This window comes from Microbacterium sp., assembly GCF_046295495.1.
In the GTDB taxonomy this organism is placed as follows: domain Bacteria; phylum Actinomycetota; class Actinomycetes; order Actinomycetales; family Microbacteriaceae; genus Microbacterium.
The window spans coordinates 22,493-38,950 of record NZ_JBKBNC010000016.1 but is presented as its reverse complement, the minus strand read 5'-3'; the positions used below and the strand labels follow the sequence as shown (position 1 = coordinate 38,950).

General features: G+C 68.6%; 15 protein-coding genes and 1 pseudogene. 10 read left to right on the top strand and 6 right to left on the bottom strand.

Translation table 11 applies throughout. From position 1 onward, the window contains the following. Positions 1 to 10 precede the first annotated feature (10 nt). From ACK4LS_RS08325 to nagA, 4 genes are read left to right on the top strand one after another with little or no spacing between them, the layout of a single operon-like run. Entirely contained in the window at positions 11 to 1,027 is a 1,017-nt protein-coding gene (locus ACK4LS_RS08325) for an asparaginase (protein WP_409715936.1), read from the top strand. Beyond that, positions 1,024 to 2,877, top strand: coding sequence for a copper homeostasis protein CutC (locus tag ACK4LS_RS08320; RefSeq protein WP_409715933.1), 1,854 nt, complete (start codon positions 1,024 to 1,026; stop codon positions 2,875 to 2,877). The genes ACK4LS_RS08325 and ACK4LS_RS08320 overlap by 4 nt, the downstream gene beginning before the upstream one ends. Then, positions 2,874 to 3,644 (top strand): glucosamine-6-phosphate deaminase, encoded by a 771-nt coding sequence (locus tag ACK4LS_RS08315; protein WP_409715930.1) that lies wholly within the window; start codon positions 2,874 to 2,876, stop codon positions 3,642 to 3,644. Before ACK4LS_RS08320 ends, ACK4LS_RS08315 begins: the two co-directional genes overlap by 4 nt. Continuing rightward, entirely contained in the window at positions 3,641 to 4,762 is a 1,122-nt protein-coding gene (gene nagA, locus ACK4LS_RS08310; RefSeq protein WP_409715928.1) for an N-acetylglucosamine-6-phosphate deacetylase, read from the top strand. Before ACK4LS_RS08315 ends, nagA begins: the two co-directional genes overlap by 4 nt. Before the next feature lie 3 nt (positions 4,763 to 4,765). On the opposite strand, the gene ACK4LS_RS08305 is transcribed toward nagA, so the two are convergent. From ACK4LS_RS08305 to pdxH, 3 genes are all read right to left on the bottom strand, one after another. Continuing rightward, complete coding sequence (locus ACK4LS_RS08305) at positions 4,766 to 5,920, bottom strand: GTPase family protein (RefSeq protein WP_409715925.1); 1,155 nt, start codon at positions 5,918 to 5,920, stop codon at positions 4,766 to 4,768. 9 nt (positions 5,921 to 5,929) lie between these two features. Further along, the gene (locus tag ACK4LS_RS08300; RefSeq protein WP_409715922.1) at positions 5,930 to 6,505 is read right to left on the bottom strand and encodes a hypothetical protein; all 576 of its coding nucleotides are present in this window, start codon (positions 6,503 to 6,505) and stop codon (positions 5,930 to 5,932) included. Between the two features lie 391 nt (positions 6,506 to 6,896). After that, positions 6,897 to 7,541 carry a pyridoxamine 5'-phosphate oxidase gene (gene pdxH, locus ACK4LS_RS08295; RefSeq protein WP_409715919.1) on the bottom strand — a complete coding sequence of 215 codons (645 nt, stop codon included), beginning with the start codon at positions 7,539 to 7,541 and terminating at the stop codon, positions 6,897 to 6,899. Positions 7,542 to 7,765: 224 nt separating this feature from the next. Here pdxH and ACK4LS_RS08290 point away from each other — a divergent pair, with 224 nt between their 5' ends. The 3 genes from ACK4LS_RS08290 to ACK4LS_RS08280 all read left to right on the top strand — a co-directional run bounded on the left by ACK4LS_RS08290 (position 7,766) and on the right by ACK4LS_RS08280 (position 10,088). Next, entirely contained in the window at positions 7,766 to 8,842 is a 1,077-nt protein-coding gene (locus tag ACK4LS_RS08290) for an alkene reductase (RefSeq protein ID WP_409715916.1), read from the top strand. A gap of 713 nt (positions 8,843 to 9,555) precedes the next feature. Further along, positions 9,556 to 9,936, top strand: coding sequence for a GIY-YIG nuclease family protein (locus ACK4LS_RS08285; protein ID WP_409716006.1), 381 nt, complete (start codon positions 9,556 to 9,558; stop codon positions 9,934 to 9,936). Positions 9,937 to 9,941: 5 nt separating this feature from the next. Continuing rightward, entirely contained in the window at positions 9,942 to 10,088 is a 147-nt protein-coding gene (locus tag ACK4LS_RS08280) for a hypothetical protein (RefSeq protein WP_409715913.1), read from the top strand. 75 nt (positions 10,089 to 10,163) lie between these two features. Here the strand turns inward: ACK4LS_RS08280 and ACK4LS_RS08275 are convergent, their stop codons facing one another. Continuing rightward, positions 10,164 to 10,742, bottom strand: a complete 579-nt coding sequence (locus ACK4LS_RS08275) for a dihydrofolate reductase family protein (RefSeq protein WP_409715910.1) — start codon at positions 10,740 to 10,742, stop codon at positions 10,164 to 10,166. A 245-nt stretch (positions 10,743 to 10,987) separates the two neighbouring features. Continuing rightward, positions 10,988 to 12,133 (bottom strand): DUF4062 domain-containing protein, encoded by a 1,146-nt coding sequence (locus ACK4LS_RS08270; RefSeq protein WP_409715907.1) that lies wholly within the window; start codon positions 12,131 to 12,133, stop codon positions 10,988 to 10,990. A gap of 283 nt (positions 12,134 to 12,416) precedes the next feature. Between ACK4LS_RS08270 and ACK4LS_RS08265 the strand changes: the two are divergent. Next, positions 12,417 to 12,663, top strand: a pseudogene (locus ACK4LS_RS08265) (alkene reductase); the annotation flags it as partial. 114 nt (positions 12,664 to 12,777) lie between these two features. Here ACK4LS_RS08265 and ACK4LS_RS08260 read toward each other — a convergent pair. After that, positions 12,778 to 13,764: a helix-turn-helix transcriptional regulator gene (locus ACK4LS_RS08260; RefSeq protein ID WP_409715904.1), complete on the bottom strand. Its 987-nt coding sequence runs from the start codon at positions 13,762 to 13,764 to the stop codon at positions 12,778 to 12,780. A 98-nt stretch (positions 13,765 to 13,862) separates the two neighbouring features. Here ACK4LS_RS08260 and ACK4LS_RS08255 point away from each other — a divergent pair, with 98 nt between their 5' ends. Next, complete coding sequence (locus tag ACK4LS_RS08255) at positions 13,863 to 14,318, top strand: VOC family protein (protein ID WP_409715901.1); 456 nt, start codon at positions 13,863 to 13,865, stop codon at positions 14,316 to 14,318. A 269-nt stretch (positions 14,319 to 14,587) separates the two neighbouring features. Beyond that, positions 14,588 to 15,199, top strand: a complete 612-nt coding sequence (locus ACK4LS_RS08250; RefSeq protein ID WP_409715899.1) for a hypothetical protein — start codon at positions 14,588 to 14,590, stop codon at positions 15,197 to 15,199. The last annotated feature ends 1,259 nt before the right edge of the window (positions 15,200 to 16,458 follow it).

The window sequence follows — 16,458 nt, the reverse complement described above, 5'->3', positions numbered from 1 at the left end:
AGAGAACCCTGTGACATCCCTTCCCCCCGTCCCCTCCCCGCTCGCCGACCTCGCGGTCGTCGTCCGCTCGGGTGTCGTCGAGAGCCGTCACCTCGGCTCGCTCGCGGCCCTCGCCGCCGACGGGAGCATCGCGTGGCAGACCGGCAGCGACGCGCAGATCCTGCCCCGCTCCACCGTCAAGCCGGTGCAGGCCCTCGCCTGCCTGATCGCCGGTGCCGACCTCGACGGTGCCGACCTCGCGATCGCCGCCGGCAGCCACACGGGCGAAGACGTGCACGTGGATGCCGTCCGCTCGATGCTGCAGCGCGCCGGCCTGAGCGACGAGGCGCTGGGCTGCCCGGTCGACTGGCCCGAAGACGAACCCACCCGCGAGCGTCTCATCCGCGAGGGCGAGACCCGCTCGCGCGTGCGTATGAACTGCTCCGGCAAGCACGCCGCGATGCTCCTCGCCTGCGCGGTCAACGGGTGGGACACCGCGACGTATCTCGATCCCGCGCACCCCCTGCAGCAGCTCGTGCGCTCGACCCTCGAGCGCCTCTCGGGCGAAGAGGTCCGGTACGACGCCGTCGACGGATGCGGAGCGCCGCTGTTCAGCGCCTCGCCCCTCGGCATCGCGCGCATCTTCCGCGCCCTGGTCACGGCCGAACCGGGCTCGCCCGAGCGACGGGTGGCGGATGCCATGCGCGCCTTCCCCCGCTTCGTCGGCGGCGACCACCACGCGAACACGGATGCCATGCTCCGCGTGCCGGGCCTGCTGGCCAAGGGCGGCGCCGAGGGGGTGATCGGCATGGCCACCGCCGACGGCGCGGCCGTGTCGATGAAGATCCTCGACGGCAACCCCCGCGCCACCACGCTGGTCGCCCTCACCGTGCTCGAGGCGCTCGGAGCCGACATCCGCGACGCCGGCGACCTGGTCGCCCTCCCCATCCTCGGCGGTGGCGTTCCGGTCGGGTCGATCGAGGTCGGTGGAGACGTGCGAGCCTGGCTCGACGCGCGCCGTGCCTCCGCCGCGGACGCCGCCCCGTGACCACCGCGGCCGATCCGGCATCCGTCGCCGACACCCCCGCGCCCTCCCGCCCGCTCGTCGAGATCTGCGTCGACGATCTCGCCGGCGTCCTCGCCGCCGAGCGCGCGGGGGCCGATCGCGTCGAGCTCTGCGCCGACCTGCTCGAGGGCGGCACCACGCCGAGTGCCGGCATGATCGAGGCCGTGCTTGCCGCGGTCAGCCGCGTGGGCGTGCAGATCATGGTCCGCGCCCGCGGGGGCGACTTCGTCTACGCCGACGACGAGATGCGCGTGATGCTCGCCGACGCCCGCGCGATCGCGGCCCTCGCCCGCTCGAGCTCCGTGCCGGTCGGCATCGTGTTCGGCGCCCTGCTGCCCGATGGGCGCATCGACGAGCCGGCGCTCGACGCCATCCGCGCGGCCGCCGACGGCGTGCCGATCACTTTCCACAAGGCGTTCGACGAGACCCCCGATCTCCGCGCGGCCTACGAGACGCTTGCGCGCAACGGCGTGGAGCGCGTGCTCACCTCGGGTGGGGCTGCGACCGCGGCCGAGGGCGCCGAGGTTCTCGCGCAGCTCCGCGAGCGCTCCACCGAGCCGGGGATGCCGAAGGTGCTCGTCGGCGGTTCGGTCCGCGCCCACAACGTGGCGGCGTTGATCGCCCGCACCGGCGCCGGCGAAGTGCATCTGCGCGCACAGGTGGCATCCGAGCGGGGTCATCTCGTCACCGACGAAACGCTCGTGCGCGAGACGGTGCAGGCGGCCCGCGCCGCTGCCCCCCGTGCAGCGACCGAAGCCCGCACGCCCGCCGTGCTCGCCATCGACATCGGTGGCACCTCGGCCAAAGGTGCCCTCGTCGACGCCGCGGGACGGGTGCGCCGCAGCTCCTCCGTCGCGACCGGCGACTCCGGGACCGAGACGCTCTCGCGCATCGCGGGGCTCCTCCGCGACCTCGCGGCGAGCGCCGGAGACATCGGCCTCGACGTCGTGGGCGCGGGCGTGGTCAGCCCCGGCCTCATCGACAGCGCCACGGGCACCGTCCGCTACGCCTCGACCCTGGGCTGGACCGACGTCCCCCTGGCCGCCGTGCTCGCCGAGGCCATCGGCATCCCGGTCGCGGTCGCGCACGACGTGCGGGCGGCGGGGGCGGCCGAGCAGGCGTTCGGTGCCGCCGCCGGTTCGCGCAACGTGCTCTTCGCGGCGATCGGCACCGGCGTCGCCGCCTCGATCATCGCCGACGGACGCGCGGTCGACGGCGCCATCATGGGCGCGGGAGAACTCGGGCACATCCCGGCCGTGCCCGGCGGCGAGACGTGCACGTGCGGTCAGGTCGGCTGCCTCGAGGTGTACTTCTCGGGCGCCGGGCTGGCCCGCCGCTACGCCGCGGCGAGCGCTCGCACCGGCTCCGCGACCACCCCGATGGATGCCGCGCAGCTCGTGGCCCGTCTCGACAGCGACCCGATCGCGGCGACGGTGTGGGCCGAGGGGCTCGACGCCCTCGCGACGGGGCTGGCGACCACCACGCTCCTCCTCGACCCCGAGGTGATCGTGCTCGGCGGTGGCGTCGCGCAGGCGGGCGAGGCTCTGCTCGCCCCGCTCCGCGAGCGCCTGCGCGCGGCCCTCGCCTGGCGCGAGGCTCCGCGCATCACGACGTCGACGCTGGGAACGCAGGCGGGGCGCATCGGCGCGGCGATGCTGGCCTTCGAGGCCGCCCACCGGTCGGAGCTCACGCGGGAATGGCATCCGTCCGACATCCTGGATGCAGCGCGGTCAGAAGCCGCCGACGCGGCGACCGACGCCGCCCCGGCCCCGACCGGCACCACCACCGATCCCGCTGGATCGACCGCCCCCCGCAGAGAGGCACGCGCATGACCGAGATCGCCATCGTCGGCGGAAAGGCCGACGCCGGGCGCATCGCCGCCGACTTCATCGTCGACACGCTCGCGCGCCGCGCGGAGCCGACGCTCGGCCTGGCCACCGGATCGACGCCGCTGCCGGTGTGGTCGGCCCTCGCGGAGCGCGCGCTCGACCTGTCGGCGGTCCGCGGCTTCGCCCTCGACGAGTACGTCGGGCTCCCCGCGGGGCACCCCGAGAGCTACCGCGCGGTCGTCGATCGCGACATCGTGGCACCGCTCGGGCTCGACCCCGCGCGCGTGCGGGTTCCCGGCGACGACGACGGCCCGCTGGCCCAGGCCGGCGAGCGCTATGAGACGGCGATCGCCGCGGCCGGCGGCGTCGACCTCCAGATCCTCGGCATCGGGCGCACCGGGCACATCGGCTTCAACGAGCCCGGCTCCTCGCTCGCATCGCGCACGCGACTGAAGGCGCTCACCCCCGCCACCCGCGCCGACAACGCGCGCTTCTTCGACAGCGTCGACGACGTGCCCACGCACTGCCTCACGCAGGGCGTCGGCACGATCCTCGACGCGGGAACTCTCGTGCTCCTCGCGTTCGGCGAGCAGAAGGCCGCCGCGGTCGCCGCGGCCGTCGAGGGTCCGCTCACCTCGTCGTGCCCGGCATCCGCCATCCAGCTGCACCGCCGGGCGGTGGTCATCGTCGACGAGGCCGCGGCATCCCTGCTCGAGCATCGCGAGTACTACCGCTTCGCCTGGGATCACCGCGAGATCGCCTCGGCATGACCGACGAGCTGCTCCTCACCGGCGCCCGGGCGATCGACGCCCGCGGCGAACGCCCCGGTGCGTGGCTGCTCGTCCGCGACGGACGCATCGCCGAGGTCGGCGACGGCCCCGCGCCCGCGGCGGCGGAGCGCGTGGACCTCGACGGCGCGGTGCTCACGCCCGGGCTGGTCGACATCCACGTGCACGGCGGCGGCGGTCACGCCTTCGACGACGGATCGGATGCCATCCTGGCCGGCGTCGCCGCCCACCGACGCCACGGAACCACCGCGACGGTGGTCAGCCTCGTCTCGTCGGCCCCCGAGGTGCTGCGCCGTCGCCTCGACGCGGTGAGCGCCGCGCGTCGGGTGAATCCCGGCATCCTGGGCGCGCACCTGGAGGGACCGTGCCTGTCCCCCGCCCGCCGCGGAGCCCACGACCCGGCGGCGCTCTCCGCCCCCGACGAGCGCTTCGTCGAGCTGGTGCTCTCGACCGAGCCGGGTCTGATCCGTCAGATCACCCTCGCGCCCGAGCTCCCCGGAGCAATGCAGGCCATCGAGGCGTTCGTGGCGCACGGCGTCCGCGTGGGCATCGGGCACACCGAGGCCGACTACGACCTCGCCCGCGCCGCTTTCGACCGCGGTGCGACGCTGCTCACGCACGCGCTCAACGCGATGCCCGCGATCGGCCACCGCGAGCCCGGTCCCGTGCCCGCGGCCCTCGCCGACGAACGCGTGACGCTCGAGCTCATCCTCGACGGCGTGCACGTGCACCCCGCGGTCGCGCGCGTGCTGCTGACGGCCGCTCCGGGCCGGGTGGCGCTGATCACGGATGCCATGGCCGCCGCCGCCCATCACGACGGCGCCTATCGACTCGGTGATCTCGACGTGCGGGTCACCGACGGCCGCGCCGTGCTCGCCGACGGCCGCACGATCGCCGGCTCCACCCTCACGCTCGACCGCGCGGTGCGCTCGGCGATCGTCGATCTCGGCCTGGATCCTTCGGATGCCGTGGGGGCGGCGACCGCCGTTCCCGCGCGAGCGCTGGGCGACGAGACCCGGGGGCTTCTCGAGCCGGGGATGCGCGCCGACCTGGTCGCGTGGGATGCCGAGTGGCGGCCGCAGCGGGTGTGGGCCGGCTGAGGCTCAGGCCTTCTTCGCCCGCCGCTCGACGAGCTTCCGCACCACGTCGACGAAGCTGGGCGCGTACTTCGACCACTCCTGGTCGAGCTTGCGCACGTCGATCTTGCCGGTGTGGAGCAGTTCGCAGATCTTCATCCAGCTCTCCCCGGTCGCCGCGGTCAGCGCCCCCGCCACCGCGGCGTTCACGACGATCCCGGCGCCGGGGATGAGCTTGAGGAAGCTCGTCGCGAGAGCCCGCCCCGCCACCTGCACCCCGAACTGCGCCAGCGCCCCGGCCGAGAGCATCGTCTTGACCTCGAGGTCGTAGATCGCGGCGATGCGACCCATCATCGTGAGCTGAATCGGCGCCAGAGTGAACGCATCAGAGACGGGAAGCGGAACCGTGGCCGCTCCCGCGGCTGCTGCCGCCGCCGCCGCGATGATCGGGCGAGCCATCTCGCGCTTCCACGGGAGGTTGAGGCGCTGTGCGATGCGAAAGGCGTCCTTGTCGCGTTCGGGAGCCAGCTCGAGCGTCTCCGTGACAAGGTCACCGAGGCCGTGCCCCTTCCCCTTCCCGTGCTTGTCGCGCGTCGAGGTCAGAATCACACGCCGGTACGGGATGCGCAGGCGCGCCCCCGTCTGGTCGACCGGGTCGTTGAGCCAGTCGACGAACGCCTGCACGTCTTTGGCCACGCCCTGGTGACCGGTGATCGGGTTGCGGATCCAGTCGACCTTCGTCAGCACGAGGATGACGGGCAGTCCCCGTGCATCGAGCTCGCGGATCATCGCGATGTCGGCGGGCGTGAGACGGTCGTCGTTCGCCTTCACGCAGTACCAGACCACCGAGATCTGATGATCGCCGGAGTGGGCGGCGATGGCTTCGAGGTGGTTGCGCAGCTGCTGATCGGGCGGAACGGGCGAGCCGATCTCGAACCCCTCCACGTCCCAGATGCCGAGCGAGTCGTCGTTGTAGAACTGCACGCCCCGCGTGACCGGCAACCCGCGGCCGACCTTTGCCCAGTCGCGCCCGAACACCGCGTTGACGAGCGACGACTTCCCCACGCCCGAGGCGCCGACGATGGCGAGGTTGAACCGGCCGTATCGCGACCGCGCCTCCGACGTCGCGTCGACGAAGGGTTTGTCGTCGAGCTGGAGCTTGCCTGCGTTCTTCTTCGCCATGGTGTCGCCTTACCCTGCGAACGTGAACGTCAGTCGCGCCTCAGGCTCGATCGCCAGAACGATGTTCGAGTAGAACGCCTGCGCCTGCTCCTGCAGAACCTGACGGATGCCGTCGATGTGGGTCGCGACTGCTTCATCCGTCAGGATCTTCTCGATGACTTCGCCTTGATCTATCTCCGGGGTCGTCCAGCTGAGGAGGCCATTGCTTTCGCTCGCCACCTCGACGTTCGGATTGGCGTAGCCGAGGAAGACGAACTCCGGAATGGAGATCCGGTAGCCGCCGTTCCCGTCGGGGTTGATCTTCACGTCGCCGCCTTCGATGCCGTACTTGGCGTCGTACTCGTAGCGCATGAGCAGAGCTCGTTCCGTTCCGGGAACGGTGAACAGCCCGAGGTCGAGGAAGTCCACTCCGTCCCGCCTCTCTTCCTTCACGTCGGCCTGACCGGCCGAGACGAGGATGATCTGTTCTTCGCGTTCGATGGACCGGATGACCTGGGTGTCTCGCGACTCCGACGCGCCAAGCATCCGGCCAATGGCGACTCCCGCGTAGGCCGCCCCGGCGATCAGCACGAGAATGAGAATCACGAGGAGCGCTTTCGCCCACCATGGCGAGCGGGGGCCTCTCATCCCTGCCACCTGCGGCGAATGCTCGGTCCGGCTCACATCCCACTCCATTGCTCGGCGCCGCGACGCATGCGGCACTTCTGAATGTAGACCGTGAGAGCTTCGAAGAACTGCCCCCACCAATCGCGCCTCGGTCTGATACCCACTCCCCCATCACGCACGCGATGAGGCTGATTTTCATCGAAGCGGTGCGCCCGTGCTGCGGAAACCAGTTGCCCAACATATGGACCGAATGCTTTCCGACATGCAGCCGCCCCGTCAGGCGCGACATTCGAGGATCACCAGCGAATCCGAGACGACGGTTGACGACGTCAATCCGCCAGTTTCTCGGGGAACCGTCTGTGAGCTCGCATCACGGCTGCCGCCGCACCCCGCTCCACTCCCCCGCGGCATCCCGGGAGAACACGACCCGGTCATGCAACCGCGACGGACGCCCCTGCCAGAACTCGATCTCGCGCGGCTCCACCCGATACCCGCCCCAGTGCGGCGGACGCGGCACGGGCTGATCGTCGCCGAAGCGCGCCGACACCTCCGCCATCTGCTCCTCGAGGGCGGCACGGGATGCCACGGGCTCCGACTGGTGACTCGCCCAAGCCGACAGCTGCGACCCGCGCGGACGCGACGCGAAGTACGCGTCGTCCCGCTCGGCGGGCAGCGGCTTAGCCGTGCCGAGCACGATCACCTGCCGCTGCAGCGCGTACCAGGGGAAGAGGATCGACACCGCCGGATTCCCCGCCAGCGCCCGCCCCTTCCGCGAGTCCCGATTCGTGAAGAACCACAGCGCCCCGTCGTCGTCGACCCCGCGCAGCAGCACCGTCCGCGAGGTCGGCCGGGCCTCGGCATCCACCGTCGAGACCACCATCGCGTTCGGTTCGGGCAGGTCGGCGGCATCCGTCAGCCAGCGCTGGAAAAGATCGAGGGGGGATGCCGACAGCGCGGCGTCGTCGAGCTCGTCGAGCGTGTAGTCGAGGCGGTGGGCGAGGGGGTTCTCGGTCATCGCGCGGTCCTCCGAAGCGTCGCTGGGGGCACCATCGTATGCGCGGGGATGCGGCGGAGTCCGGTGATTGCGCCGCGGCGAGCGCGGGCCGCCGGACCGCCCGGCCACAGCAGCATCCCCCGCCCGCGTCAACCCACCGCTGCACACACGTGCATCCCGTGGAATAGGTCGCCGCCCGCCTCCGTTGGGGACGCGTGGCCCTTGTTCCCCACGAAAGGACTCCCGTGAGCCTGTTCAGCCCCACCACCGTCGGCAGCATCGGTGTGCGCAACCGCGTGTCGCTCGCCCCCATGACCCGCCTGCGCGCGAACGCTGACGGCGTTCCCGGCCCGATTGTCGCGAAGTACTACGAGCAGCGCGCCGGCATCGGCCTGCTCGTCACCGAGGGCGTGTTCCCGAGCGCCGAGTCGAAGGCGTACCCCGGCCAGCCCGGAATCGTCACCGACGAGCAGGCCGCCGGCTGGGCGAAGGTCGCGGATGCCGTGCACGCCGAAGGCGGAGTGGTGTTCATGCAGCTCATGAACGGCGGACGCGTCACCCACACCGACATCACCGGCACCGACCGCATCGTCGCCCCCTCGGCGATCGCGATCGAGGGCGACACCCGCCTCGCCGACGGCACCAAGGTCGCGTACCCCGTGCCCCACGCCCTCGAGACGTCGGAGCTGGAGACGGTTCGCGACGAGTTCGTCAAGGCCGCCCGTCGGGCCGTGGATGCCGGCATCGACGGCGTCGAGCTGCACTCGGCCAACGGCTACCTGCTGCACGAGTTCCTCTCCCCGGCCTCCAACCAGCGCACCGACGGCTACGGCGGATCGCCCGAGGCTCGCGCCCGCTTCGTCATCGAGGTCGCCCAGGCCGTCGTCGCCGAGGTCGGCGCCGACCGCGTCGGCATCCGCATCTCCCCCGCCCACAACATTCAGGACGTCTGGGAGAAGGACGACGCCGAAACCCGCGCCACCTACGAGGCCCTCATCGCCGGCCTCGCCCCGCTGGGCCTGGCCTACCTCAGCGTGCTGCACGCCGACCCCGCCAGCGACCTCATCCAGGACCTGCGCCGTGCCTTCGGCGGCACCTTCATCGTCAACTCCGGCTTCTCGACCATGACCACGCGCGACGAGGCCGTCACGGCCGTCGACGACGGCATCGCCGACCTGATCGCCGTCGGCCGCCCCGCCATCGCCAACCCCGACCTCGTCACCCGCTGGGAGCAGAACGCAGACGAGAACGAGGTCGACCAGGCCTCGGTCTACGGCCCCGCCGAGCGCGGATACACGGACTACCCGTTCCTCCAGGGCTGACAAACGGATGCCAGGGCCTCGCGCGATTCGCTCGCGCGGGGCCCTTCGCTTGCGGCGGTCGACGAAAGGAGTGGAGTGCAAGTCGACCATGGGGTCGACACCGAGGTCTAAGTAGGCATCATGAGCGCGAGAATTTTCGCGCAAACGAGCGGACGGACGGGGTCACCCATCCTGTAGACATAGTCCGTGGCGATGAATAACGCAGGATTTGGCGAGCACGTGACCGATCACCATGAAGCCCCGTCGATTGAGGAAGACGCCGATTCACTCGACGAGTCCCCGGGCGCTGACGCCACCGTCGAACTGACAGCGCGAGAGGAGATTGCATCACTCCTTGAAGAGGATGAGTCCCGTCTCGGCGACGTCTATCGCCTGCACGTCCTGGAGGGTTTGACCCCGCAAGAGGTTGCCGACCGACTCAACGTCGCGACAATCGGCTTTGTCTACGGATATAAGTCAAGAATCGACGCGATACTCGACGGCAAGGTGACGACCGGCGCGACACTGCAGACGCAAGTCACTGCAGCCGTTCGTTCATTCGTAAAGCGAAGCCGCAGTCAGGTGAGTGCCGCCGCGGCGCAGCTACTCGTGAGCCACCTCGCGCTGGCGGAGCAGGCACTTGCCGAACTGACCTCGTCCGAGACTACGGTCGAAGATCCCCCGCGAGGCGATGACGCAGATGTCGATGCGGGACATCTGATGGCAAGCCAGGTATTTACGCTTTCTCCTACGGTTGGTACCTGGAAAAGCCCGTCGATGAAAGGTCCGGGAATACACTCATTAAAGTCGGGCAGACTGCCGACGTTGGTAGTCGCATACGCCAACACCGCGGCGGTGCGCGCGCACACATGCCGGAGCCGTTGGTGGTCGTCCGTGTTTACACGGCCGGCGACGCTGATCCTGCTGTCATCGAAAAACAATTCCACCGTCTCCTGTCGACGGCGGGGCACAATAACCCGCGTCGGGCGAACGGCCGGCGTGCGAACGAGGTTGGACAAGAATGGTTTCTCACGAATGAGACTTTCCTTGACGCTATTGCCAGCGTGCTGAATCTCCGAACCGAATTCATTGGCCGGTCCGCATTCGTGGAGTAGCAGGGGTGCTACACGCCGAACCCGTCACGGCTGTAGACGAGGGAATCACCGACCTGGTCGCCGTCGGTCGCCCCGCCATCGCCCACCCCGACCCGGTGACGCGCTGGGAGAAGGGCGCCGACGAGAACGAGGTCGACCAGGCCTCGGCCTAGGACCCCGACGAGCACGGATCCTCGGACTACCAGTTCCTCCAGGGCTAATCTCTGGATGCCAAGGCCTCGCGCTATTCACTCGCGCGGGGCCATTGCCTGTGCGGCGGGCCGGTAGCGCTGCACGATCGCGCCCGAGCGGAAGGCGCGCTGCTCGATGAGCTCGAGCTTCAGGTCAACGCCGTCAAGCAGGCGCGGCCCCCGCCCCGCGATCACCGGGTGCACGACGAACGTATACTCGTCGATGAGCCCCAGCGCCGCGAGCGTCGCCGGAAGCTTCACACCGCCGAGCGAAATCCCCCTCCGCGGATGCTCCTTGAGCCGCCGGACGGCCTCCACGACGTCGCCCCGGACGACTTCGGCGTTCCAGTCGACTGCGTCGAGGGTTGCGGATGCCACGACCTTCCTCATCGGATCCATCACCTCCGCGAACGCCACCTCGCTGGCATCCATCCAGTCCGGCCACTCCCCCGACTCGGGTCGGCGCCACGCGCCCTCCATCAGCTCGTAGGTGACGCGGCCGTAGAGGAGAGTGTCGGAGCGGCGAAGCTCATCGGTCCAGAACGCCATCGACTCGGCATCCGGCGACAGACCAGCCTCGTGCGAGCAGCAGCCGTCGAGGGTGACGTTGATGGCGTAGCGGAGGGGTTGAAGCATGCCGCTAGCTTCCTCGCCGGCTCCCGCCAGAGGAAGAGCCTCCTGCTGCCCCGGAATTCGAGAACCCTGTAGCCTCCGGAAAATCGGAGCATCCTCGACGAGCTGGCAGAGGCCGGCGGGCCTGATCTGCGAGGGAACGACTGACCTACTCCGAGACGCCTATGACGGCATGCGGCGACTGGGACACGCGATCGCTTGCCGACGAGACCGCCGCGTCTGCCCTCGGTTTGAGTGAACTCCACGGATCAGAAGCCGGTGACGACGCCCTCAATCTCTCGCTCCGCAGGTGCCGGCTGTTGCGCGTAGACATGCGGCGGGTACCAGGTCATGCGCAACCGCCGCGAGCCCTGGGGGTCGGCGGGGCTGAGGACGAAGCGATACGTCCCGTTCGTGATCCCCCTACGTCGAAGTTCCTCGTCAGCAAGCACCCGCGCCAAGGATCGCACCGTGGACTCGGGAAGGTTCCTGCCCCGCAGCACAATGAACGGGTCCTCGACGGTGGCGAGACCGAGGTATGAATGCGGTACCCGTTCGCCGAAGAAGCCCCCACGTAGCGCGTCGACGAAGACATCGTCAGCGCTCCGACCGTTGATGCTCATTGCATGCCACTGCGGCTCGCGGCCGCTCATCGCGAGAGAGATCTCCATCGTCTGGCTACCAGCCGAGGTCGACTCGCTGTCGATCTTCTCGACCCGAGCTTGTCCTGAGTCGTGAGGTCCAGCGAAAGCGACGTCCGCGCGGGAGGTCAGGTACCCCTTGAACGCACCTGCAACGCGAGCGTCGCGGATGGTGGCGCGTACGGTGACTCGGCTGCCAGAGACTCGGATGGATGATGCTCTGAAGGCGGCGTTCCCCAGAACTACCCACGGTGTGAGGGCTTCGGTTGCGAGGGTACGCAGCCGGTCGGTCACTCGCTGCTCAAGGTCAGGCGCGTCCCGGTAAGGGGCCGTGGTGTACCGTGTGCGAACGCCCCCGACGAAGTCGCGCTGCGGACCGTCAGCACCGGTGAACGGCTCCAAGACGTAAAGCGCCATACGCAAGTTGCCCGACTCGGCGTGCCGGAACTCGTCATGTGTAGCGGAGTAGCCGCTCGCGAGAGGCTGGCCGTAGCGAGTTCCGAAGATTCCGAGATAAATTGTGGACCCGGCAAGACCGCTGAGGTAGGCCCGATCTGCACTCACGTCCTGCGCACCAAGGTCGTGTTCGAACATGACCGGTCGAGCTCCGAAGGTCACGATAGCGCGTCGTACAGCTTCGCGCTCAGCAGGCATATCCGTTATGAGGCTAGACACGAACACCGACTCGTTCGCGGCCCATCGGGCGATGTCCGTCGGGTCCGCGTGCACGTTGGTGGACGCGAGATCAATGATGAGGTCGGTGCGCGAAGCCATGTCTCACTTCACCACACCTTTAACGGGAAGTGGCGCTGGACCGCACTCACCTCACACCAATCGCTCCGGCCCGAGATGGAGAACTCCGACGCTCCGGTACATCCGCCGTTACGATTACCGGCCAATTGCTTCCGCCACCGACGTCACTTCCCCCTTGAGCGCCGCTACATCACCCATAAGGGTCATTACGTGCACACGGATGTCGACACACGCCGCCGGTGTTGAGACGGTCATTCAACCGCGCCCGCCCGGTCACACGCTGATTCCGCCCCGGGCTACCTGCCGGCGGGACGAGGTCTCTAACGCGGCCCGTCGGGCAGTGGATGCCGGCATCGACGGCGTCGAGCTGCACTCGACCAACGGCTATTTGCTGCACAAGTTCCTCTCCCCGGCCTCCAACCAGCGCACCGACGGCTACGGCGGATCGCCCGAGGCCCGTGCCCGCTTCGTCATCGAAGTCATGAGGCCGTCGTCGCCGCGGTCGGCGCCGACCCGTCGGCATTCGCATCTCCCCCGCCCACAGCATCCAGGCCCAACCAGTCCGTTTCGGGGTTCCGCGCGAGTCACTCACGCGGATCCCCTTCCTACGAGACCGGTCGATAGCGCTGCACGACGGCACCCGCGTGGAACTCCTGCCGCTGCCGCTAGCTTCCTCGCCGGGACTCCCCCGCGGAAGGGCCCGCCGCCGCGAAGCGCGCGGCCTGCACAGCGAACGCCTCGGCGAGTTCCGGTGGCTCGACGACCTCCATCGCCACCTCGAACCGCCCGAACGACGCGGCGAGCGCGCCCCACGACCACGACCCGACCTCGAGAGTGCACCGCTCGTCGTCGACAGCGGTGACCGTGCCGTCGCCCGCGAAGGGCAGCACGTCGCGGGCGGGCGCGTGCAGGAGCACGATGCCCCGGCAGGGCCACTCGTTCGCGTCGGACCCCTTGAACCGCGCCGAGACGAACGTATCGACGTCGCCGCCCGGCACCACCCGCGGCACGAAGGGTGCCCCGTGCGGCACGCGAGGACGCACCCGGTCAGCGGAGAAGAGCCGCCAGTCGTCCCGGTCGAGATCCCACCCGAGCAGATACCACCGACCGTGTGAGGTCACGAGGTGATGCGGCTCGACCCGCCGAGCCTGGGGGTCGCCCTCGCCCCGCGGCAGGTAATCGAAGCGCACCGTCACGCGGTCGCGCACCGCCTGCGCGAGCGTCAGCAGCACATCGAGCGGCACGGCCGCGGCCGCCGACTCTCCGGCGCCGCGGACGGTCGTCACCTCGACAGCATCGAAGCGATGCCGTAGGCGCGACGGCAGCACCTGACGCATCGTGGCGAGAGCCCGCACCGCCGCCTCACCGATGTCTGCGCCCAGCGCAGGAGCCGCGCGTAGAGCGATCGCAACCGCCAGCGCCTGGTCACTGTCGAACAGCAGCGGCGGCATCTCCGCACCCGCGTCGAGGCGGTATCCCCCATCGGGGCCCATCGTCGTCTCGATGCGGTACCCCATCTCGCGCAGGCGGTCGATGTCACGCCGAACGGTGCGATCGCTGACGTCGAGTCGCGATGCCAGCACCGACCCCGGCCAGTCCCTCCGCGCCTGCAGGAGCGACAGCAGGGTGAGCAATCGCGACGTCGTGGCCATGCATCCGACGGTATTCGCGGTCTAGGACAGAAACCGACCTATACGGGTGGGAACGTGATCTCACGAGCCGATCCCGGCCGATTTATCGAGGAGCAGACATGCCCGTGCAGACCACCACCCACCTGAACTTCCGCGGCGATGCCCGTCAGGCGCTCGAGTTTTACCAGTCCGTCTTCGGCGGCCACCTCGTCATCAACACCTACGCCGACTTCGGCATGCCGGCCGAGATCCCCGGCGCCGACAAGGTCGTCATCGGCCTCGTCAGCGCCGAGAACGGGTTCCGCCTCATGGGGTACGACATCCCCGGTCAGACCGAGGGCGGCATCGCCGGCGGCGGCTTCACCCGCCGCGAGAACAACACGACGATCACCGACCAGGCGCTGTTCATCTCGATCAGTTCGCCCACGCTCGATGAGCTGCAGGGCTACTGGGATGCTCTGGCTGTGGATGCCACGATCGTCGAGCCTCTCGCGGCGTCGGCATGGAGTGCCGGGTTCGGCATGCTGACCGACCGGTTCAGCGTGACGTGGAGCGCGTCGGTCACCGCGGAGTGACCCAAGTGGGTGCGACCTCGCGCACCACTTCGCGCGGGCCCGTCGCAGTGCTGCCAGCCGGTACCGCTGCACGGTGGCCCTGGAACGGAACTCCCGCCGCTCGGTCAGCGCGGGCCTGAGTAACGGATGGCACAGCGACCGCAACTAATGCCGGCCAGCGCGGCGTCGCAGACTCACACTCTGTTACTTCGACCCACACGGGACACACTACCGATAACGTTCTTTTCATCGTCGGCAGTATCGGGGGTTAGAAGTTGGACGATCAAATAGTGGCCGCCACATGGGGACTGGTGGTTGTCACCGCACTCCTTGTGATCGCGACAATCGTCCCGTTCGTGGGCGATTTGCTCAAGCGACGCAGCGAGCGAGCGATAGTGGCCTCACGCACCGTCCCGGACATGAACATCCTCCGAAGCAGACTCGAAGGAGCGGTCGCACGGCTGGGCAGGACGGACCAGTTAAGTAGGCGCACCTTGGAACAGCAGGAGCGACTATGTGACGACGAACTTCGCATGCTCGCCCCCATAATCGAGGTCCGAGACGCGAGCCTGAAATTTACGAATAAATTGTTTCTTGTGCGTCACCTTTTGACCTTCTCGGGCCAATCTCTCGCGAAGGCGGTCGCGCTGGCAGAAGCGACTGATATTGATAGCGCGCGCAGAAGGGATGCGCTAGTGCGAGACGCTCGACGAGGTTATCAAGCCGCATTACTGTCTTTGGATGCTGCGGAAGCCCTGCTCCCTGCATCTCAAAGACTTATTGCGGGTGAGAAATTCTGGGACCGATTCGCGCGAGTTTCCGACGAACGAGAAAACCAAGCTGCCGCCATCCTGCTGCAAGACGAGAAGATTACGAGAACGGGTCGTGGAGCGTCCGCCTGAGCTTCTTATGCAGCCAGCGGGGACGGGTCTAATGCGCCCGGGCCCGGGTCCGGAAGATCACAGCTGCGGTACGCGAACAAGGCGCTAGTTCGCGAGAGCAACCGATCAAGAGCACGTCTAACCTTGCAGTTCCTTGAAATACTGACCTCGATGCGCGCCGCCCGACAGGGGCTAACGGTTGTCATACCTTGGCTCCGCGCCTACCTCGAGAAGGTGCGGACGCCGGGGAGCATGGCTGGGTCGACGCCTTTGGACGCTGACCCCTGAACGAAACCCCCGTCGCTCAACGAGCTCGAGGGTCAGTTCCCCACCGTTAAGAAGCCGTGGGCCGGGGCCGGCAATCACTGGATGCACGACGCCGTGTGCTCGTCGATGCCCCTCCCGCGAGATCCCCGCCGGCACCACATGGCCGCCGCGACCCGTCGACGACATCTGCCCGGAGGAGTTCGGCGTTCCAGTCCGCGGCGTCGAGAGAAGTGGATACGACGACCTCCTGCATCGGACCCATTACCGCCGCGAACGCAACCTCACTGGTATCCGTCCAGTCCGGCCACTCCCCCGACTTGGGTCGGCGCCACGCGTCCTCCATCAGCTCGTAGTTGAGGAGCCCACAGAGAATAGTGTCGGAGCGGCGTCGCGCGTCAGTTCGGAACGCCATCGAGTCGGCGTCCGGCGGCAAAACCGCCTCGTGGTGGAGTCACCCGTCAGGGGAGACGGCGATGCCATAGCGAAGGGGTTGGGTCACGGCGGTCTCCTCCGACCGGGGCGGGGGGGTAGGGTCAGGCTACTGCGACTGGCTCGATCAGCATCGATCGAGCCAGTCGCTTCGGGACTGCCGGCGGGCTGGTCCTGTCGAGACTCGGTCTGCTACGAAGTACCGGGGCACTCATATGGGGAGCGACACGTGTTCGACCTAATCGACCTGGATGAAGAATCCCGCGAAATTGCTGTTGCTGAATTAGAGGCCGACATAGCCGCAGGCACCGCCTACAAGAGCCCCCGGCTGAGCGAATATGGCCAGTCCTGCTTTCCTGGAGATTTGCGAGCTGCGCTAGCAGAAGGAACTCCGGAATCGCTGGAGCACCTCTTGCAGTCCGGGGGAAAGTTCAGCCTTACTGAGATGTCGCAACGCAACGGGGTACCGTATGAGAAGCGAGTCCCTAACAATGCCGCGTCTCTTCTCGCCAGTGGCGCATATGTTCACTACTACCTGAGAGCGATATGCTTGCGCGCGATACAACGGGGCGACGCAAGGGTCA